Source organism: Variovorax paradoxus, from assembly GCF_022009635.1.
Taxonomy (GTDB): Bacteria; Pseudomonadota; Gammaproteobacteria; order Burkholderiales; family Burkholderiaceae_C; genus Variovorax.
This window is the reverse complement of record NZ_CP091716.1, coordinates 943894-963132: the sequence shown is the minus strand read 5'-3', so window position 1 is coordinate 963132 and position 19239 is coordinate 943894. Positions and strand designations below refer to the sequence as shown.

Here is a 19239-nt window from a genome sequence, read left to right as displayed (position 1 = left end):
AATCGCAATCGAAAGAAGAGAGAAGAAGCTCAGTCAGCGGCCGAGTCGTGCGGCCAGCGCGTCGGCCACGCGCTCGGCGGTCTGCAGGGTGCGGATGGTCAGGGGCGCCAGCAACCGCAGGCCGCCGCCGTGGCCCGCGCGGACGCGGTAGGCGTCGTCCAGACGCTGCCACTGCACATAGAAATTTTCGGCGAAGCGCAGCATCAGGCCAAGGCCGAGCGCGATCCGCTCTGTGGGCACGCCAATGCGCTGCAGCGGATGCAGCACCGCTTCGAGCACCGCCAGCAGGTCTTCGAAGCGCGTGGTCAGCGTCAGCATCAGCGCGAGCGTGGCCGCGCTCGCGAGCCGCAGCGCGCTGGCCACACCCAATGGCGTCGTGCCCATGGCCCAGTGGAAGCCGACGATCAAGGCCCCGGCGATGGCCACGCCGAGCAGCATGCGCACGCGGCGCCACGCAGGCGGCCCGAGCGACGCGAAGATGCCCAGCACCACGACGCAGGCCACGGCCAGCGTCAAAGGCCGCTCGACCAGCACCAGCAGCGTGCCGCACACCGACAGCACCGCGAGCTTGGCCCACGCCGCAATCGCATGCATCCACGTCGGCTGTTCCGAATAGAGGCTACGCACGGCGCCCCCGCTCCAGCGCGGCGCGCTCGCGCACGTTCTCCGCGTAGGCTTCGCACACCTCGCGGCCCGGCCCGTCGGCGCGCACCTTGCCTTGCTCCAGCCACAGCACGCGCTCGAAGTCGTAAACGTGTTCGAGCAGGTGCGTGGACACGACGATCTGGTGGTCGGTGTCTTCGAGCTGCGCGGCCAGCCGAGCCTGGCTCAGCAGGTCGAGGCTGGCGAAGGGCTCGTCCAGCAGCAGCGTGGCGGGCTCGCTGATCTGCAAGGCCAGCAGGCACACCTGCTGGCGCTGCCCCTGGCTCAGCTCGCCGACAGCGCGCGCTGCCCAGGCTTCCAGCCCGCGCCGCGCCAGGAACTCGCGCGCCTGCTGTCGCGCCGCCTGGCGGGTTTCGCCGCGCGCGGTGAGGCTGAAGGCCAGTTCCTCGGCCACGGTGGGAAAGATGATCTGGTCGTCGGGATTCTGGAACATCAGCCCGACGTGTTTCGACAGCTGCTTGCGGTCGGCCTGCGTGTCCAGGCCATGCACGGTCACGCGCCCCTGCTGCGGCTGGTCGAGCCCACTGATGAGGCGGAACAGGCTGCTCTTGCCGGCCCCGTTGTCGCCGATCAGCCCGATGCGCGCTTCCTGCAGGCCGAGCGTCAGCCCTTCGAAGACGCGCTGGCTGCCGCGCACCAGCGTCACCGCTTCGAGGCGGATGCTGTGCGTGGACATGGTTTCGGGCGGGGTCGGCTGCGGCAAGGGGCGCCCACTGTACCCGAAGCCGCCCCGGCGGCAGGCGCCTCAGGAGGTCGCGGGAAAGAGCCCGTTGATCTCGCCGACCGACAGCATGCCCTCGCCCATCGCGTCGAAGCGGCCTTGCGCGAAGGCTTCGCCGGCGATGCGGCCCACGAGCCCCAGCGCCGATTGCAACGGGCCGCAGCCCAGGCTGATGCGCCGCGCGCCGGCTCGCGCAAGCGCATCGACAGGTGGCGCGCCCGCATGGCCCGCGTACACGTTCAAGGGCAGGCGCACGGCGTCGGCCAGCTTCGCGATCTCGTCGGGGCTGGACATGCCGGGCACGAAGATGCCGTCCGCGCCCGCCGCCGCGTAGAGCCGCGCGCGGCGCAGCGCCTCGTCGAAGCGCGCCGCCGGGTCGTCCCAGGGCACGAAGTAGGCGTTGGTGCGCGCGTTGATGAAAAAGCGCGCATCGAGCTTGCGTATCGCGGCGATGCGCTCGCACAGTACTTCCGGCGTCGCCAGTTCGCGCGTGCCCGGCCGCGTGCCGTCCTCGATGTTGATGCCGGCCGCGCCCATGCCGATGAGCGCGCCGGCCACCTCGCACACCGCCCGCGCGCTGTCGTCGAAGCCGCGCTCGATGTCCACGCTGACCGGCACGGAAGCCACCCGGCAGATGCGCGCGCAGGCCGCGATCAGTTCATTCGCGGGCATGCGCTCGCCGTCCGCATACCCGAGCGACCAGGCCATGCCGGCGCTGGTGGTGCCGATGGCCTTCGCGCCGGCCCGCTCGACGATGCGGGCGCTGGCGGCGTCCCAGGCGTTCACGAGAACCAGCGGGGCGGGCCCCGCATGGAGCCGGTGAAAGGCTTCGGTCTTCTGTTGTCGTCGGTCGTCGCTGGCTCGCATGGTCATCCGTTCGGAAAGTCGTGGGATGACCGCAGCGTAGGCACGGCGCGCCGCCGCGACTTGGAGAAAACTGCTATTTCACGCCGTACCGGCGGGCCGCTCGCAGCGCTGCCAGGCTCACCAGCACGCCGAAGCCCACGTAGAAGGCCGGCGCGATCTTGCTGCCCGTGGCGGTGATGAGCCAGGCGCTGATGAAGGGCGCGAAGCCGCCGAAGATCGCCACGCCGAAGCTGTAGCTGACCGACAGGCCGGTGCCCCGCGTGGCCGCCGGGAACAGCTCCGACATGGCCGCGGAAATGGGGCCCCAGTAGGCCGAGGCCACCACGCCCATGGCGGTGAGCGCCAGCATCAGCGCCGGCACCGACGGATGGTTCACCAGCAGGTAGAACAGCGGCACGATCATCACCAGCATGACCAGCGCGGCGCCGCGCATGATGACCACGCGCCCCACCCGGTCCGACATGCTGCCGAACAGCGGCACCAGCGCGAACTGCAGCACGCCGAACCAGAAGGTGCCGGCGAAGGCCATCGACGGCGGCAGGCCCAGCTGGCGCACCGCGAAGGTCGGCATGAACAGGCCCGTGTAGGCCACGATGGTCGCGAGGATGATGAGCCCCATCGCCGCCAGCGTGCGCCCGCGCTGGTCCACCAGCGTGGTGCGCACCGGCGTGGCTTCCTGGGCCGCGCGCTTGAACTCCATGCCTTCGTCCAGGTGGCGGCGGATGTACAGGCCCGCCGGCCCGATCAGCAGGCCGAAGAAGAACGGAATGCGCCAGCCCCAGGACAGCAGCTGCTCGGGCGTGAGCAGCGCGTTGAGCCCCATGCCGAAGCCCGCCGCCAGGAAGGTGGTGATGCCCTGGCTCGCGAACTGCCAGCTCGAGAAGAAGCCGCGCCGGCGCGGGTCCTGCTCGGCCAGCAGCGCGGTGGCGCTGCCGAACTCGCCGCCGGCCGCGAAGCCCTGCAGCAGCCGCGCGAGGATCACGAGCCCCGGCGCCCACAGCCCGATCTGCGCGAAGGTCGGCGACACCGCGATCAGCAGCGTGCCGAGCAGCATGAGCGCCATCGACAGCGTCAGCGCGTTCTTGCGCCCCCTGGCGTCGGCATAGGCACCGAGCACCAGCGAGCCGACCGGGCGCATCACGAAGGTCACGCCGAAGGTGCCCAGCGTGATGAGCAGCGACACGGTGTCGTTCTCGGCGGGAAAGAACAGCTTGGAGATGGTCACGGCGAGAAAGCCGTAGATCACGATCTCGAACCATTCCAGGGCATTGCCGATGGAGATGGCGGTGATGACCCGCAGCGTGCTCTGCCGGGAGGCAGGCTCGGCGGGGTCGGAAAGCTCGGCGGCGCGTGGGGCGAGTGTGCTCATGGTGCTTCGTGCTCCAGGGATGGTTGAACTGCAAGGTCCGCGCCCGTTGCGGGGCGAACGCCGAAGTGATGCAGCACGTTGCGCAGCACCCCTTCGAAACAGGGATCGACGCCGAGCACCCAGCTCGCGCCCACGGCGCCGGCGTTGAACACGCGGCCGCCCCGGGGGCGTTCCCAATAGATCATCTCGGCCGAGAGCCCGTCCAGCGACTCGGTCACGTTCGAGAAGTAGTCGAGATAGGCGTCGAGCCGGCCCGGCCGGTGGCGCCGCCCCTGCGCGATGACCTCGATGCCGCGCTGCGGCTCGGGCAGCTGCTGGCCTTCCGGCAGCGCATGCGTCATGCGGCGCAGCGTCGCCACGCTCAGGTCCCACTCGTGGCCGATGGCGCGCGGCAGGCCGCCGCCCGGCCCGTGGCCGAAGGTCGCGCCCTCGCTCAGCCCCAGCGCATGCGGCTGCGTGAACAGGAAGTGCTCCGGCTGCGTGGCGTGGTAGACGCCGAAGTCGCCACCGTCGGCGAAGGCCCAGCCCGCCGACTCCAGCCCGATGAGCTCGGCGCACGAGCGCCCGGCCTGCCTGAAGTGGCCGCCGCGCGCCCAGTCCTGCGAGTGGTACTGCTCGCCGTACGGGCCGGCGGGCGGACGCACCCTGGCGGCCTCCTCGCTGTCCTCGTCGTTCGCGCCGAGCACCTTGCGCTGCTCCATCACCGTGCCCTCTTCGTTGTAGCTCACGCGCAGGTACATGGTGTTGCCCGACAGCACGATGGCCGTGCCGCCGCCGCACAGGTAGTCGTCGAGCCCGTCGCAGGCGGGCAGCGACCAGTACTCGCTGTGGCCGTTGACGATCACGGTCCTGTAGGCCTTCAGCAGGCCCGGGTCGCGGTGCAGGTCGAGGTCGCTCACCACGTCGTGGTCGTAGCCTGCCTGGTCCAGCCACACGTGCAGCCGGCGCTCCAGCCGGGTCCACTGGCAGAAGCCCGCGTCGGCCGGGTCGTAGAGGGCGTTGGGGCTGGCGTTGGGCCAGGGCATGCGCAGCCCCACCTGGTAGGTCGGCTGGCCGCCCCGGTGGTAGGTGTAGCTGCTGTAGGCCGGCGCCTCGGGGTGGCTGTTCTCCAGGCCGGTGGAGCGCCGCGGCCACACCGGGTCGCTGGCCGTGTTTTTCGCGAAAGGCGTGCTGGCATAGGCCAGCCAGCTGTTGGTGGCGCACAGCACCAGCACCGGCGCGGGAGCCCGGTGCGCGGCGCGGCGCACGATGAAGGCGATGTCGTACTCGGCGGGTTCGCCGTCCAGCAGGTAGCGCACGCGGCCCACGTACACGCCGGACTTCGCATCCGGCGGAATGCGAAAGGCATGGCTCTCGGGCCAGCGGCAGTCGTACAGGTCGTCGCTCGCCAGCCGCAGGCCGTGGCCGCGCGTGGGATCGGCCAGCGGGTCGTAGCCTTCGTCGGAGAACTCGTTCACACGCCGCGGCTCGAAGGCCGGGCCGACGATCATCCAGGTGCCGTGGTTGACGATGCGTCCGGTGCGCTGGTGGCCGCTGGCGTCGGCCACGGTGTCGCCGCGCTCCTCGCGCAGCGGCCAGCAGGCCAGCACCGTGCGCCCGCGCGGCGTGTGCAGGCCGCGGTCGGCGAAACGCGCCCGCACCTCGGCCGGCTGCAATGCGTGCGAATAGATCGCGGGCATGACGATGTCGCCCTCCAGGAACGCATCCGCCAGGCCGTCGATGCCGCTGCCGCCCAGGCGCAGCGGGGCGCGGCCCGGCTGCAGCGGGCCGGTCCACCGGCCGCGCGCGACCGCTTCGCCGTCGATCCACAGCACGGTCTCTTCGCCGTCCCACGTGGCGACCAGGTGGTGCCAGCGCTTGGGCCGCAGCGTGCCCCCCGCGAGCTGGCCCTGCGCGCGGAACGCGCCGCCGTCGCCCAGGTAAAACACCGCGCGCCCGGCTTCGTCGATGAAAAGGCCGTAGCCACACGCGCCCGGCAGGTCGTACTGCCCGATCACGCTCTGCCGCGCGCCGATGCTCCACGGCTGCACCCAGCATTCCAGCGTGAGCGCGCGCAGCGGCTGGTCGAGCCCGCGCGCCACCTGCACGTAGGAGCCGGGGTGGATCGGATGCGCGCGCGCGGCCGAAGGCGCGAAGGCGTGCAGCACGGTGTCGGCCGTGCGGCCTTCGACATCGGGGCCGAGCTGGCACACCGACAGCGCATAGGGCACGTCGCTGCTCAGGTGAAAGCGCACCACCTCGCCGGCGGCCACGCTCTTGCGGTCGGTGTAGCCATGCACGCCGGGCACTTGCAGCGCGCGGTGCGGCGGAATCGGTTGCGGCATCGCGGCTTGCGTCATTGCGCCGAGGTGGCCAGGCCCTTGGCCGCGATCTCGTCGGCCAGGCCGCGCAGCGAAAGCGCCAGCAGGTCGGCCAGCTCGTCGATCTCGGCGGGCGTGATGGTCAGCGGCGGCGTGATCATCTGGAAGTCGCCGAACGCCCCCAGGTTCGCGCGCCGGTTGTACAGCGCGATGCCGTGCTTCAGCCCGTGCTCGGTGAGGCGCGCCGGCGCATTGAAGCTGGCCGGCAATTGCCGCTTCGTCGCCTTGTCGGCCACGATCTCGATGGCGGTGAAGAGCCCTTTGCCGCGCACGTCGCCCACGATGGGGGAGCGCTCGGCCACTTCGCGCAGGCGGGCCATCAGCAGCTCGCCCATGTCGCGCGCGCGGCTCACCAGGTCCTGCCGGATCACCTCGCCGACCACCGCGTTGGCCACCGCGCACGACAGCGGATTGGTGAAGTAGGTGTGGCCATGCACGAAGCCGCCGCTGCCCGCGACAGCGTCGACGATGCGGTCGGGCGCCAGCAGCGCGCCCAGCGGCGTGTAGCCCGCCGCCAGGCCCTTGGCCAGCGTGACCAGGTCGGGCCGCGCGCCGGCCCAGTGGTGCGCGGCCAGAAAGGCGCCGGTGCGGCCTGCGCCGCTCATGATCTCGTCGTAGATCAGCAGCACGCCGTGGCGGTCGCAGATCTGCCGCACGCGCTCGAAGTAAGCCGCCGGCGACACCACCGCGCCGGTCGACAGCCCGCCGATGGGCTCCAGGATGAAGGCCAGCACGGTGTCGGGCCCCTCGCGCACGATGGCGGCCTCGAGTTCGTCGGCGCAGGCCACGGCGTGCGACTCGGCGGTGTGGCCATCGGGCACGCGGTACGACAGCGGCGCCTGCACCTTCGGCATCTCGCGCACCATCGGGCCGTAGATGGCCTGCGTGTGCGCGTCGCCCGTGACGGCCAGCGCGCCGAGCGTGGAGCCGTGGTAGCTGGGGTTGCGCGAGATGACCTTGGCGCGGCGCGGCTGGCCCGAGACCACCGCGTACTGCCGCGCCAGCTTGATGGCCGACTCGTTGGCCTCCGAGCCGCCGGAAACGAAGAAGGCCCGGTCGAAGCCCTCGCCCGCCAGCGCGCACACGCGGTCCGCCAGCTCGATGCTGTGCTCGCTCTCGAAGAAGCGCGGATAGGCAAAGGTGACTTGCGCGGCCTGCGCCTGCATGGCCGCCAGCACGCGCGGGTTGCCGTGGCCGATGTTGGCGACCACCGCGCCGGCGGTGGCGTCGAGGAAGCGGCGCCCGCCCGCGTCCCACAGGTAGATGCCTTCGCCGCGCGCGATGCGCGGCGGCCGGGGCGTGCCCTTGGCGGCATAGAAGCCGAGCACGGAGCCGCCCTTGGGCGTGTCGCCCACGGTGCGGGCGGTGTCTTCGATCGTGGCGCTCATCGGGGAATATCCATTCGCATGTGTCTTGAACGGGCCCGACGATAGGCAGAGGCCGCCGACATGGGTAGACGTATGGAACGATGAAGTGCTATACGTATGGCGCATGAAGAACACCCACGACCGGCTCGACCTGCTGGACACTTTCATCAAGATCGGCGAGAGCGGATCGCTCAGCAAGGCTGCGCGCCTGCTGGGCACCACGCAGCCCACGGTAAGCCGCCGCCTGCTGGAGCTGGAGCGCCTGCTGGGCTGCAAGCTGGCCATCCGCAACACCGCCAACTTCTCGCTCACCGACGAGGGCCGCTCGCTGCTGGCGGAGGCGCACGACCTCACCGACCGCTGGTCGGGCCTGTCGCAGCGGCTGCTGGGCGGACAGAGCCGGCCCGAAGGCACGCTGCGCGTCATCGGCCCCTCGGGCTACGGCACCGGCTTCCTGACCGACGCGGTGACCGACCTGCGCGCCGCGCATCCGCAGTTGCGGGTCGAGCTCACGCTGACCGACCGCGTGGTCGATCTCGCGGCCTCGGGCGCCGAATGCTGGGTGTGCGTGGGCGAGGTTCGCGACCCCGGGCTGGTGTGCCGCCCGCTCGGGCGCATGGAGCGCGTGCTCATCGCCACGCCGGAGCTGCTCAAGCGCACCGGCCCGGTCACGCTGGCGCGGCTGCCGCAGCTGCCGTGCGTGGGACTGGTGCCCTACGTGACGGGCAATGTGCGCCTGATCGACCGCGGCGGGCGTTCACGCATCGTGGCGCTGGACACGCCCATCCGCACCGACAGCCTGCTGGCGAGCTATCGCGCGGTGCTCAACGGCGCGGGCATCGGCGCGGCGGCGCCGTGGATGTGCCACGACGACATGCAGGCCGGCCGCCTCAAGCGCGTGCTGCCGAACTGGTGGCTGGAGCCGATCGGCGTGCATGTCGCGCTGCCGCCGGGGCTGTACCGGCCGGCGCGCGTCACCGCGTTCGTGGAAGCCTTGCGCGCGCGCATGCACGCGCTGCCGGGGTTCAGGGTCGCGCAGTGAGCAGCGGCACGGACTGCATCAGCGCCACCACCGGATACCGCCGCCACCCCGCCTCCGCATGGCGCTTGCCATGCGCGAACAGGAAGCCCAGCACGGCGCCCTGGTCGGACAGCTTGCCGGGGTTCGCGGCCTTCCATTCCTCGAAGCGGCGGCTGAGCTCTGGTTCGTCCCGCAGCATCCGCAGCGCCGTGTCCTCGAACACGTAGGCGGAGAAGGCTTCCTTCTTCTCGAGCACGCTGTTGAAGAAGCCCCAGCGAAAGAAGCTGTCGTGGGCCTCGGGCTCCAGCGTCTCGACCGCGTAGCGGGCACCGGGCTGGTCCAGCGGCACCCACATGTCGCCCGCGCGCGCCTGGAAGGGCTCCGTGTGCGATGCAAGCGTCACCCGGTCATGGAACATGTGGCCTTCGTAGGCGTTGGGGCGCGAGGCCACGTCCTGCACGCGGTACACGCGGGCCGCGTCGAAGAGCTGGTCGGCTTCGAGGGGCTGCATCGCGACGCCGTTCCATTGCAGGCGCTCGATGACTTCGCGCCAGGCCTGGGGCACCAGGTAGCCACGGGGCGCGGTGACCGCGATGTCTTCCACGCAGCGGTCGAAGTGGACGATGTCCTTCTCCCACGGCTGGTTGCGGTCGTAGGCCAGGCGTTCGTAGTTGCCCAGTTTGCTGGGCGTGCGCACGGCCTGGTAGCCCCTGAAGCGCAGGCTGGCCGGCCGGTCGTGGTCGTTGCGCCATGTCAGCGGCCAGCGTGCCTGCTTCGCGGCGGCGGCCCGGGCGTCTCGGCGCAGCGACTGGATGCGCGCGGCATTCGCCAGGGTGAACTCCAGCACCACCTCGACCAGCGTGCGCATCGACGCCACGCGGTCGGCGAAGGGCTTGAGCATGTGGGTCTCGGGCATGAAGCCGATGGTGTGATGCAGCGCTGCGTAGCCGGTGGAAAAACGCGGCAGGTCGAGAAAGTCCTCGATGCCGTCGTCCGGCGTCTCGGCCAGCAGGTTCACGTACGGGCAGGTGGGCCAGCCGCGCCGGTCCATGCCGCCGTAGATCGCGGGCAGCATGCGCTCGCGCAGGAAGTCGCCCAGCCCCCCGCCCAGCTTGTCGGGCTGCGTCGGGATCAGCGTCATGGTGCAGGCGTAGTCCGCGCCATTGGAGGTGTGGGTGTCGACCATCACGTCCGGGTCCCACGCGGTGAAGAATCTGTTGAACACCTGCGCGGCGAGGCTGTCGCACTTGATGAAGTCGCGGTTCAGGTCCAGGTGCCGGCCGTTGCCGCGAAAGCCGAAGGACTCGGGCCCGAGCTGGTTCACGCGCGAGGTGTTCTGGCGGTCGATGCAGCCGTCCACGTTGTAGACCGGAATGAACAGGAACACCGTGTCGCCCAGCGCCGCCAGCCGCTCGGGCTGGAGGCAGAAGTCGCGCACCAGCGCCATGCAGGCGTCGATGCCCTCGGGCTCGCCGGGGTGGATGCCGTTGTTGTTGAAGAACACCGGGCGGCGCTGCCGCTGCAGGGTCTCGCGGTCGAACACGCCGTCGGCCGTGACCACGCCGGCATGCATCGGCACGCCGGTGTCCGACACGCCGATCCGACGCCACTGCAGCACGCCCGGGAACCGCGCGGCCAGCTGCTCGTAGAAGGCGATGCATTCGGCCCAGGTGGCGGTCCGGTTGCCGTTGCCGGATTCGAAGGGCGTGCGGTACAGGGTGTCTGGCGTGGCAGTCATGAAAGAACTCCGTTCATGCGACAACAGGATCGAGCGGCTGCGCGGCGTAGCAGTTCGCCAGCAGCTCGCGGGTGTACGGGTGCGCCACCTGCCCGGCGGTGATGCGCGCCGCGGCCAGCGTCTCGACGACGACGCCCTGGCGCATCACCGCGACGCGGTCGCACATGTGGGCGATCACGCCGAGGTCGTGGCTCACGAACAGGAAAGTGGTGCCCAGGTCGCGGCGCACTTCCATCAGCAGGTTCAGCACCTCGGCCTGGATGGAAGCGTCGAGCGCCGAGGTCGGCTCGTCGAGCAGCAGCACTTCGGGCTCCAGCACCAGCGCGCGCGCGATGGCCACGCGCTGGCGCTGTCCCCCGCTGAGCTGGTGCGGAAACCTGAAGCGGAAGCTCTTGCCCAGCCCGACGCGGTCGAGCGCCGACACCACGCGCTGCTCGATGCGGTCGAAGCCGTGAAAGCGCATGGCCTCGCTCAGGCAGCGGTCGATGGTGTGGCGCGGGTGCAGGGAGCCGAACGGGTCCTGGAAGATCATCTGCACCTTCAGCCGATAGGCGCGCCCGGGCGCCACGCCGGCCGCGCGACGGTGGCCCAGCACGTCGACATCGCCCTGCCAGTCGCCGTCGAGCCCCGCCAGCACGCGCAGGATGGTCGACTTGCCGCTGCCCGAGCCGCCGACGATGCCGAAGGACTCGCCCCTGAGCACCTCGAACGAAGCCTGCTTCACCGCGTGATGGCGCTGCGCGCCGTGGCCGTAGAACACGTCCAGGCCCTGGCAGCGGATGACCGTCTCGCCGGCGGCATCGACCCGGGTGTCACTTTGCATGGCGGTCCACCGTTTCCTGGATGAGCTGCCTGTCGATGGTGGGCAGCGGCTGGCCGGGGTTCTGGCCGGTGGGCATGCAGTTGAGCAGGCCGCGCGTGTAGGGATGCTGCGAGCGGAACAGGTCCTTCGCGGCGCACGACTCCACCACCTGGCCGCGGTACATGACCAGCACGCGGTCGCAGAAGTGCGCCACCATCTTCAGGTCGTGGCTGATCATGAGCAGGCCCATGCCGCGCTTGCGGATCTCGCGATCCATCATCTCCAGCACCTGGCCGCGCACCATCACGTCGAGCGCGGAGGTGGGCTCGTCGGCGATGAGCAGGCCGGGCTCGGCGATCATCATCGCGGCGATCATCACGCGCTGGCCGATGCCGCCGGACAGCTGGTGCGGATAGGCGTCGTGCACGCGCTCGGGGTTGTCCACGCCCACGGTCCGCAGCATCTCCAGCACCCGGTCGCGCGCCTGTGCGGGCTTGAACACGCCGTGCAGCAGGCCCGCCTCGGCGATCTGCCTGCCGACGCGCAGCACCGGGTTGAGCGAGAACTTCGGGTCCTGCAGCACCATGCCGATGCGGCGCCCGCGAATCGCGCGCCAGCCCGAAGGCGTCTGCCGCAGCAGGTCGGCGCCGTCGTAGGCCATGCGGCTTGCCGTGGCGCGGCCGGGCGAACGCACCAGGCCCAGGATGGCGCGCGCGGTCATCGACTTGCCCGAGCCCGACTCGCCCACGATGCCGATGCGCTCGGCGCCCATCCGCAGCGACAGCGACTTCACCACGTCGACCGGCCCGCTGGCGGTCGGGTAGGTCACCGTGAGATCTTCGATGAGGAGCTCAGCCATTCTTCGGGTCCAGTACGTCGCGCAAGCCGTCGCCCACGAGGTTGAAGGCCAGGCTGCCCAGCAGGATGGCCACGCCGGGCACGGCCGCCACCCACCACTGGTCGAAGATGTACTGCCGGCCGGTGGAGATCATGGCGCCCCACTCGGACATCGGCGGCTGCGCGCCCAGGCCCAGGAAGCCCAGGCCGGCGGCCGTGAGGATGATGCCCGCCATGTCCAGCGTGACGCGCACCACGGTGGAGGGCAGGCAGATCGGCAGCAGGTGGCCGAACAGGATGCGCGCGGGGCGCAGCCCCTGCACCCTGGCCGCCTGGATGAAGTCGCTGCCGCGCACGGTGCGCGTCTCGGTGCGGGCGATGCGCGCATAGGCCGGCCATGCGGTGATGGCGATGGCGATCACCGCGTTCACGATGCCCGGCCCCAGCACCGCCACGAGCGCCAGCGCCAGCACCAGCCGCGGGAAGGCCATGAAGATGTCGGTGACGCGCATCAGCAGCGTGTCGATCCAGCCGCCGAAGTAGCCCGCGCACATGCCCAGCAGCAGCCCCAGCGGCGCCGACAGCAGCGCCACCAGCGACACGATCAGCAGCGTGGGCCGCGTGCCGTAGATGACGCGGCTGAGCAGGTCGCGCCCGAGCTGGTCGGTGCCCAGCCAGTGCGCGGCGCCCGGCGGCAGCAGCCGCTGCTGCACGTTCTGCGCGTTGGGATCGAAGGGCGCCAGCCACGGCGCGAACAGCGCCGCCAGCACCATCGCGGCCAGGATGACCAGGCCGAACACCATGGCCGGGCTGCGCACCGTGCGCAGCCCCATGCGATACCAGCGCCCGCAGCGCGCCTGGAAGGCCGACGCGGGCGCCTCGCTGAGCCACCAATCCTGTCGAAGCATCATGACCTGGCCCTCGGGTCCATCAGATAGCCGAGCACGTCGGACGCGGTGTTGAGCACCACGAAGCACAGGCCCACCAGCAAGGTGCCACCGAGCACGGCGGCCACGTCGGCGCTGAAGAGCGCGTTGGTCACGTACAGCCCGATGCCGGGCCAGGAGAACACCGTCTCGGTCAGCACCGCGCCTTCGAGCAGCACCGCATACGACAGCGCGATCACCGTGACCAGCGGCGCGGCCACGTTGGGCAGCACGTGGCGCACCAGCACCTGCAGCTCCGACGCGCCCTTGACGCGCGCCGTGAGCACGTATTCCTTGCCCAGCTCCTCGAGGAAGAAGGCCCGCGTCATGCGCGAGATGTAGGCCAGCGAGAAATAGCCCAGCAGCGCGGCCGGCAGCACCAGGTGCGACAGGCCGTTGCGGAAGGCTTCGCCGTTGCCGGCGCGCAGCGTGTCGACCAGCACCAGGTTGCTCCAGCTGTCGACCGTGTACTGGTAGATGTCGTCCAGCCGCCCCGGCCCGCCGACCCAGCCCAGCCTGGCGTAGAAGATCAGCAGGCCGACCAGCCCGAGCCAGAACACCGGCACCGAGTAGCCCAGCAGCCCGACCAGCCGCAGCAGCTGGTCGATCCACCGGTTGTGCTGGTGCGCCGCCAGCATGCCCAGCGGCACGCCGAACACCACGCCCAGCAAGATGCCCAGCGTGGCCAACTCCAGCGTGGCCGGGAAATATTGGCGCAGGTCTTCCAGAACCGCGCGGCCCGTCGTGGTCGAGCGACCCAGATCGCCCTTTGCCGCGTCGGCCACGTAGCGCACGAACTGCGTGGCGATCGGCTGGTCCAGGCCCATGCGCTGGCGGGCTTCCTGGTAGGCCTCGGGCGAGGCGCGGTCGCCGACCACCTGCAGCACGGGATCGATGGGCGCCGCCTTGCCGATCAGGAAGGTGACCAGCAGCAGCACCAGCAACATCAGGGCAAAGGACAGGCCGGACCGCAGCAGCGCGGCCGGAGCGACGAGCTTGCGCATGGCCGTGCCGCTACTTGGTGACCGCGTCGTACTTGATCAGGTCGGCCACCGTGCCCTGCACGTAGCCCTTGACGTTGCTGCGCAAGGCGACCCGGTTCTGTTCCTGGAAGGTGATGATGAACGGCGACCTGGCCTGCACTTCGCGCTGCAGGTCCTGGTAGGCCGCGGCGCGCTTGACGGGGTCGACCTCCTTCAGCGCCGCCATGGTCCTGGCCGACAGCTCCGGAACGAGCCAGGAGTTGCGCCACGTCGTGGTGCTCTGGTAGGCGCTGTCGCTGTTGTCCACGTTGTACGCGAACGACTTGGCGTTCGAATGCGGATCGAAGAAGTCGGGGCCCCAGTACAGCAGGATGGCCTCGTGTTTGCGGGCGCGGTAGCGCGTGAGCACCTGGGCGCCGGTGCCGGGCAGCAGGTTCAGCTTGATGCCCGCCTTGGCCATGGTGGCCTGCATCGACTGCGCCATGTCCATGAAGCGCTGCGCGTTGATCAGGTCCATGTCGATTTCCAGGCCCTTGATGCCCGCCTTGGCGAGGATGGCCTTGGCGCGCTCCGGGTCGGCCTTGTAGGGGTTGGTGGTCAGCGCGCCCGCGAAGCCCACCGGCAGGAAGGCCTGGTGCGTGCGCATCTGGCCCTTGAGCAGCTGCGTGGAGATGCCGTCGTAGTCCACCAGGTAGCGCATGGCTTCCCAGATGGCCGGGTTGCGCAGCTTCTCGTTCTTGAGGTTGAGCGCGATGAAGTGCACGGCGGCCGCGGGGAATTCCTCGATGCGCACGTCGGTGCGGGTCTTCAGCGCGTCGAGCTGGTCGGAGGCGAGGTCGCGGGCGATGTCGGCGTCTCCGGACTCGATCAGCAGGCGCTGCGTGGCGGACTCGGCCACGCTCTTGATCAGCACGTTGCCGGTCTTGGGCGGGTTGGCGGCCTTCTTGTTCGCCTCGAGCAACAGCACTTCCTTGGGCTTGTAGAGCTTCAGCTTGTAGGGGCCGCTGCCGGCGGAATTGCGGTTCAGCCACTGGTTGCCCAGGTCGCCCGCCTTCTCGTTGGCCAGCACCAGCTTCTCGTCGACGATGGCGCCCGGCCGCGCGGCCAGCACGCTCAGCACGTAGGCGGGGCCGAAGTCGCCGCTCCAGCCCAGCACCAGCGTGTCGGGCGCGGCGCCCTTGCGCGCCATCTGGTCGATGTTGTCGGCGGTCCAGCCCAGCTGGCTCAGGATGAAGGCCGGCGCCTTGTTCAGCTTCAGCACGCGCTTGAAGGAGAACACAACGTCGTCCGGACGCACCGGATTGCCGCTCTCGAACGCGGCGCCCTTGCGCAGCGTGAACTCGATGCTCTTGCCGTCGGCGGCCGGCTTCCAGGCCGAGGCCAGGCCGGGCTTGAGCAGCGTCGGATCTTTCGCGTCGTACTGCACCAGCCGTTCGTAGATGTTGGTCACCACCTCGCCGCTGGAGAACTCGAAGGCCTCGGCCGGATCGAGGCTCACGATGTCGTCGATGTTCTTGACCACCACCAGCGTGTCCTTGGGCGTGGCGGCCCACGCGGACAACGAGAGGAAGATGCCTGCGACTGCCGCGCAAATTCGAGGATTCAAGATTCGCTCCTGGAGAGGATGAGAAGGGGCAAGGAAGGAAAAAAGGACCGTGGAATCAGGCTGCGCGCCGCGCGAGCCATTGCTCGTAGAGGGCAAAGCCCTCGGCGGCCAGCGCGCGCGCCTCGATGCAGGCGTCGAGTACCGGGCCGGTGTAGGCGCCGGCTGCGTCCAGCAGGTTCAGGGTGCCCAGCATGCGGGAGCCGTCGAGCACCGGGATGTTGATGACCGCGCCGAGGCCGTTGCGCACGATGGCCGGCAGGTCGGAGAAGTGCGGGCCGAAGTCCTCGGGCCGGCTGGCCACGAAGCATTCGCCGCGCTCCATGAGGGCGGTCCACTCGGTGTGGTCGCGCGGCTTCTTGCCGTGCACAGGATAGGCCTCGGGCTGGGTGGTGAAGATGCGCTCGACGCTGGCTTCATCGGGCAGCACCCGGCTCACGGTGAGCAGCTTGTGGCCGATGCGCCGCTGGAGCAGGTCGCTCACGGCGGCGAAGGCGGCTTCGTGTTCGGGAACGGAATGGGCGTTCATGCTCACGCGTCTTTCTTCCTGGAGGGTCGGGTTCTTGCCTTGGCCTTGGCGGGCGGCCCGGACACCCTGGCCGGGGAGCCGTGGCTCTGGAGGTCGTCCGAGGCATGGGGGTCGTCGCCGTCGGTCTTGAACAGCGGCGCGGTACCGACCCACAGCGCCTTGGCGGGCTGGGCGAAGGGGTTCTCCCAGCAGTGCGGCGTGGTGGACGGCAGGTGCACGGAGTCGCCCTCGTCCAGCTGCACCTTGCGGCCGCCGAGCGTGTAGCGCAGGCTGCCGCTGAGGATGTAGACCAGCTCTTCCCCGGGATGGGTGATGGGCGTGGACTTGTGCTTGGCGGGAATCGTCACCACCAGGCCGTTGACGACGCTGCCCGGAAACTGCCCGCTGATGCGGTCGAAGGTCATGCCGCCCGACTGAAGCTGGAACGGCGAGCGCGCGCTCTGCGGAAAGTGATGGCCAGCGGCGTTGCGCGCCTGGAAGAAGTAGTCCAGCTCCAGGCCCAGCACCTGGCCGATGCGCATCAGCGCGGTGAGCGAGGGCGAGGCCAGATTGCGCTCCAGCAGCGAGATGTAGCCGATGCTGAGCTCGCTGCGCTCGGCCACTTCCGCCAGGCTCAGGTGCAGCAGCCGGCGGCGCGCCCGCAGGGCCTCGCCGATGTCGGCGAGAACCCCGGTTTCGCGGCCGTCCGGTGCGGCGCTTGCCGTCGGCGGCTCTTTGGGAGGCTGCGATTTTTTCATTTTTATGAAAAAGTGTAGCAGTCTCAGTAAAATTATTTTACTTTTTTAGCACCTCTTTTTAGCGATTCGTGCGGCGCGGCACGACCGGCCTTCAGGGCCGGATCAACGCCGCCAGCGCACGCGCCGAGGGCGATGCCTCGCGCCCCAGGTGCTCGATCAGGCTGCGCCGGTCGGCTTCCGTGCGCTGCTGCGACAGGAAGCGCTTGCCGGCCAGCGTGCGTATCTCGATCTCGAAGCCGCCGAGCCGCTGCGCGGCGCCGTCGACGAACTCGGGCGCAGCGTCGCCCAGGGACCATGCAGGGTCGCGCCCTTCTTCCTGCGATGCGGTGAGCGCGGCCAGGTGCGACACCACCCAGGCCGGATCGTCGATGAAGCGCAGCGTGCCCTGCGCCTGCACGGCCACGTAGTTCCAGCTCGGTGCCACCCGGCCGCTGCGCTGCCCGTTCACGTACCAGCGCGGCGAGATGTAGGCGTTCGGCCCCTGGAAGACGACGGTCGCGCCGCCGCCGTCCGGCATGCTGCCCCACAGCGAATGGCTCCTGGCGACATGGCCCCGCAGCGTGCCGAAGGGGCCGATGTCGCATACCTCGAGCGGCAGCAGGTTCGCCTGCGCCGTGCCGTCCGAGACGGTGAACAAGGTGGCCAGCGGATAGGCGCGCATGAGCCGCAGGAGTTCCGCGCGCTCCTCGATCGCGAAGAGAGGCTGTGTGTGCATGCGAAAAGTATCTCCGCCCGCCCTTGCGGCCGCTGTCGCGCCCAGGTCATCGGCGCCTCGGTTCCCACCCGTGCACGCTCCGGCTACAGTAGCTGCCCCAACCGGTCATCCAGCCCTTCTGCGGAGAGCCAGACACGGCCGCGAACACACACTCGAGAAGGAATCAGCCATGGGCGCCCAATGGAAAGCGAAACACAAGGACCTGGCAGCCAATGCCAAGGGCCGGTTGTTCGGCAAACTCGCCAAGGAAATCATGATGGCCGCGCGCAACGGCGCCGACCCGGCCGGCAACTCGCGCCTTCGCCTCGTGGTGGAGCAGGCCCGCAAGGTCTCGATGCCCAAGGACACGCTCGACCGCGCCATCAAGAAAGGCGCCGGCCTCACGGGCGAGGCGGTGCATTTCGAGCATGTGATCTATGAAGGCTTCGCGCCGCACCGCGTGCCGGTGATGGTCGAATGCCTGACCGACAACGTGAACCGCACCGCGCCCGAAATGCGCGTGCTGTTCCGCAAGGGCCAACTGGGCACCTCGGGCTCGGTGTCGTGGGACTTCGACCACGTCGGCATGATCGAGGCCGAACCCGCCAAGCCCGACGCCGACCCCGAAGTGGCCGCCATCGAAGCCGGCGCGCAAGATTTCGAACCGGCCGGCGAAGGCAATTCGTCGATCTTCCTGACCGACCCCACCGACCTGGACCTGGTGAGCCGCGCGCTGCCGGCCCAGGGCTTCACCGTGCTGTCGGCCAAGCTGGGCTACAAGCCCAAGAACCCGGTCGACCCGGCGAGCCTGAGCGCGGAAGACCTGGAAGAGGTCGAGACTTTCCTGGCCGCCATCGACGCGAACGACGACGTGCAGAACGTGTTCGTGGGGCTGGCGGGCTGAGGCCGCTTTTTTCCTGCTCCGGATGCTTGCCGGAAGATGCCTCTGTGGCGCCGTCCACTATGCGGTGGCCGATGAGTTCGGCTACGCGCTGAACTGCCACTGCAGCGACTGCCGGCGCGCCACCGGCTCTGCCTTCAAGCCCTTCGCGGGCATCGAGCGCGGCAAGTTCGCCATCACGCAAGGCGAAGACGCGTTGATGATCTACGGCGATAAAGATGCGGGCGACATGCACTGCGTCAGGTGCGGCTCGCTGCTCTGCTCGGTGGTGCGCGACGGGCGGTTCGTGCACGTCACGCTGGGCACGTTGGTCGACGCGCCCTCCATCCGGCCGACCGCGCACATCTTCGTAGGCTCGAAGGCGCCCTGGTTCACCATCACGGACGACCTGCCGCAGTACGAAGGCCATGTCGTGGACACCAGGCCGCGCGGCGACCCGACCTGACCGGCGGGCAAAGAAAAAGGCCCCTGCCCGGAGAGAGCAGAGGCCTTGCGACAACGAAACCGCGTCGGGGACGAATCAGAAGGGAATATCGTCGTCCATGTCGTCGAAGCCCGACGACGACTTGGCCGGTGCCTGGCGCGGAGCCGGTGCCGGAGCACGCGGTGCCGCCGCGGGTGCGCGGGGTGCGTATCCGCCGCCGCCGCCGCCGCCACCGCCATTGCCGCCCTGCGAGTAGCCGCCGCCACCGCCGCCTTGCGAGTAACCGCCGTCGTCCTCGGGACCGCCCGACGGGCCGCCCTGGCCCTGACGGCTGCCGAGCATCTGCATCTGGTCGGCGCGGATTTCGGTGGTGTACTTTTCGATGCCGTCCTTGTCGGTCCACTTGCGCGTGCGCAGGCTGCCTTCGACGTACACCTGCGAGCCCTTGCGCAGGTACTGGCCGGCGATTTCGGCCAGGCGGCCGTTGAAGACGATGCGGTGCCACTCGGTGGCTTCGCGCATTTCGCCGCTTTGCTTGTCTTTCCAGCGATCGGTGGTGGCCACTGTGACGTTCGCGACCTGATCGCCGCTCGGGAAGGTCCGCATTTCGGGGTCGCGCCCCAGGTTGCCGACGACGATGACTTTATTGACCGATGCCATATGCACTGCCCCTGATAAGTAGATGAAGGAGAAGGTT

Annotated in this window: 19 protein-coding genes; 3 read left to right on the top strand and 16 right to left on the bottom strand. The window is 69.7% G+C overall.

The annotated features are described in order from the left end of the window. Nucleotides 1–33: 33 nt before the first annotated feature. The 6 genes from L3V85_RS04750 to L3V85_RS04725 form a co-directional block, all read right to left on the bottom strand. The gene (locus L3V85_RS04750; RefSeq protein WP_237678256.1) at nucleotides 34–627 is read right to left on the bottom strand and encodes an energy-coupling factor transporter transmembrane component T family protein; all 594 of its coding nucleotides are present in this window, start codon (nucleotides 625–627) and stop codon (nucleotides 34–36) included. Next, complete coding sequence (locus L3V85_RS04745) at nucleotides 620–1339, bottom strand: energy-coupling factor ABC transporter ATP-binding protein (protein ID WP_237678255.1); 720 nt, start codon at nucleotides 1337–1339, stop codon at nucleotides 620–622. Before L3V85_RS04745 ends, L3V85_RS04750 begins: the two co-directional genes overlap by 8 nt. 69 nt (nucleotides 1340–1408) lie before the next feature. After that, a complete protein-coding gene (locus L3V85_RS04740; RefSeq protein ID WP_237678254.1) occupies nucleotides 1409–2251 on the bottom strand; it encodes an isocitrate lyase/PEP mutase family protein in 843 nt (280 codons plus the stop codon). Between the two features lie 73 nt (nucleotides 2252–2324). Further along, entirely contained in the window at nucleotides 2325–3620 is a 1296-nt protein-coding gene (locus L3V85_RS04735; RefSeq protein WP_237678253.1) for an MFS transporter, read from the bottom strand. Beyond that, nucleotides 3617–5959 (bottom strand): LamG domain-containing protein, encoded by a 2343-nt coding sequence (locus tag L3V85_RS04730; protein WP_237678252.1) that lies wholly within the window; start codon nucleotides 5957–5959, stop codon nucleotides 3617–3619. The genes L3V85_RS04735 and L3V85_RS04730 overlap by 4 nt, the downstream gene beginning before the upstream one ends. Beyond that, on the bottom strand, nucleotides 5956–7368 hold the full coding sequence (locus L3V85_RS04725; RefSeq protein ID WP_237678251.1) for an aspartate aminotransferase family protein: 1413 nt from the start codon (nucleotides 7366–7368) through the stop codon (nucleotides 5956–5958). Before L3V85_RS04725 ends, L3V85_RS04730 begins: the two co-directional genes overlap by 4 nt. Before the next feature lie 103 nt (nucleotides 7369–7471). Between L3V85_RS04725 and L3V85_RS04720 the strand changes: the two genes are divergently transcribed. After that, nucleotides 7472–8389 (top strand): LysR family transcriptional regulator, encoded by a 918-nt coding sequence (locus L3V85_RS04720; protein WP_237678250.1) that lies wholly within the window; start codon nucleotides 7472–7474, stop codon nucleotides 8387–8389. Here the strand turns inward: L3V85_RS04720 and L3V85_RS04715 are convergent. From L3V85_RS04715 to L3V85_RS04675, 9 genes are all read right to left on the bottom strand, one after another. Continuing rightward, a complete protein-coding gene (locus L3V85_RS04715) occupies nucleotides 8373–10106 on the bottom strand; it encodes a M14 family zinc carboxypeptidase (RefSeq protein ID WP_237678249.1) in 1734 nt (577 codons plus the stop codon). The two genes, L3V85_RS04720 and L3V85_RS04715, sit on opposite strands and share 17 nt — an antisense overlap. 13 nt (nucleotides 10107–10119) lie before the next feature. Further along, nucleotides 10120–10929, bottom strand: a complete 810-nt coding sequence (locus tag L3V85_RS04710) for an ABC transporter ATP-binding protein (protein WP_237678248.1) — start codon at nucleotides 10927–10929, stop codon at nucleotides 10120–10122. Then, nucleotides 10919–11767: an ABC transporter ATP-binding protein gene (locus tag L3V85_RS04705; protein ID WP_237678247.1), complete on the bottom strand. Its 849-nt coding sequence runs from the start codon at nucleotides 11765–11767 to the stop codon at nucleotides 10919–10921. The genes L3V85_RS04710 and L3V85_RS04705 overlap by 11 nt, the downstream gene beginning before the upstream one ends. Then, on the bottom strand, nucleotides 11760–12656 hold the full coding sequence (nikC, locus tag L3V85_RS04700; protein WP_237678246.1) for a nickel transporter permease: 897 nt from the start codon (nucleotides 12654–12656) through the stop codon (nucleotides 11760–11762). Before nikC ends, L3V85_RS04705 begins: the two co-directional genes overlap by 8 nt. Continuing rightward, nucleotides 12653–13675 (bottom strand): ABC transporter permease, encoded by a 1023-nt coding sequence (locus tag L3V85_RS04695; RefSeq protein WP_237678245.1) that lies wholly within the window; start codon nucleotides 13673–13675, stop codon nucleotides 12653–12655. The genes nikC and L3V85_RS04695 overlap by 4 nt, the downstream gene beginning before the upstream one ends. 10 nt (nucleotides 13676–13685) lie before the next feature. Continuing rightward, the gene (locus L3V85_RS04690) at nucleotides 13686–15260 is read right to left on the bottom strand and encodes an ABC transporter substrate-binding protein (protein ID WP_237678244.1); all 1575 of its coding nucleotides are present in this window, start codon (nucleotides 15258–15260) and stop codon (nucleotides 13686–13688) included. Between the two features lie 55 nt (nucleotides 15261–15315). Next, nucleotides 15316–15786 carry a hypothetical protein gene (locus L3V85_RS04685; RefSeq protein WP_237678243.1) on the bottom strand — a complete coding sequence of 157 codons (471 nt, stop codon included), beginning with the start codon at nucleotides 15784–15786 and terminating at the stop codon, nucleotides 15316–15318. A gap of 2 nt (nucleotides 15787–15788) precedes the next feature. Beyond that, complete coding sequence (locus tag L3V85_RS04680) at nucleotides 15789–16523, bottom strand: helix-turn-helix domain-containing protein (RefSeq protein ID WP_237678242.1); 735 nt, start codon at nucleotides 16521–16523, stop codon at nucleotides 15789–15791. Nucleotides 16524–16614: 91 nt separating this feature from the next. Further along, nucleotides 16615–17238: an FMN-binding negative transcriptional regulator gene (locus L3V85_RS04675; RefSeq protein WP_237678241.1), complete on the bottom strand. Its 624-nt coding sequence runs from the start codon at nucleotides 17236–17238 to the stop codon at nucleotides 16615–16617. Between the two features lie 169 nt (nucleotides 17239–17407). Between L3V85_RS04675 and L3V85_RS04670 the strand changes: the two genes are divergently transcribed. Together L3V85_RS04670 and L3V85_RS04665 are read left to right on the top strand one after the other, a co-directional pair. After that, nucleotides 17408–18121, top strand: coding sequence for a YebC/PmpR family DNA-binding transcriptional regulator (locus tag L3V85_RS04670; RefSeq protein ID WP_237678240.1), 714 nt, complete (start codon nucleotides 17408–17410; stop codon nucleotides 18119–18121). A 22-nt stretch (nucleotides 18122–18143) separates the two neighbouring features. After that, complete coding sequence (locus L3V85_RS04665) at nucleotides 18144–18563, top strand: GFA family protein (RefSeq protein WP_237678239.1); 420 nt, start codon at nucleotides 18144–18146, stop codon at nucleotides 18561–18563. A gap of 75 nt (nucleotides 18564–18638) precedes the next feature. Here the strand turns inward: L3V85_RS04665 and ssb are convergent, their stop codons facing one another. Next, entirely contained in the window at nucleotides 18639–19202 is a 564-nt protein-coding gene (gene ssb, locus L3V85_RS04660; RefSeq protein WP_237678238.1) for a single-stranded DNA-binding protein, read from the bottom strand. Nucleotides 19203–19239: the final 37 nt, after the last annotated feature.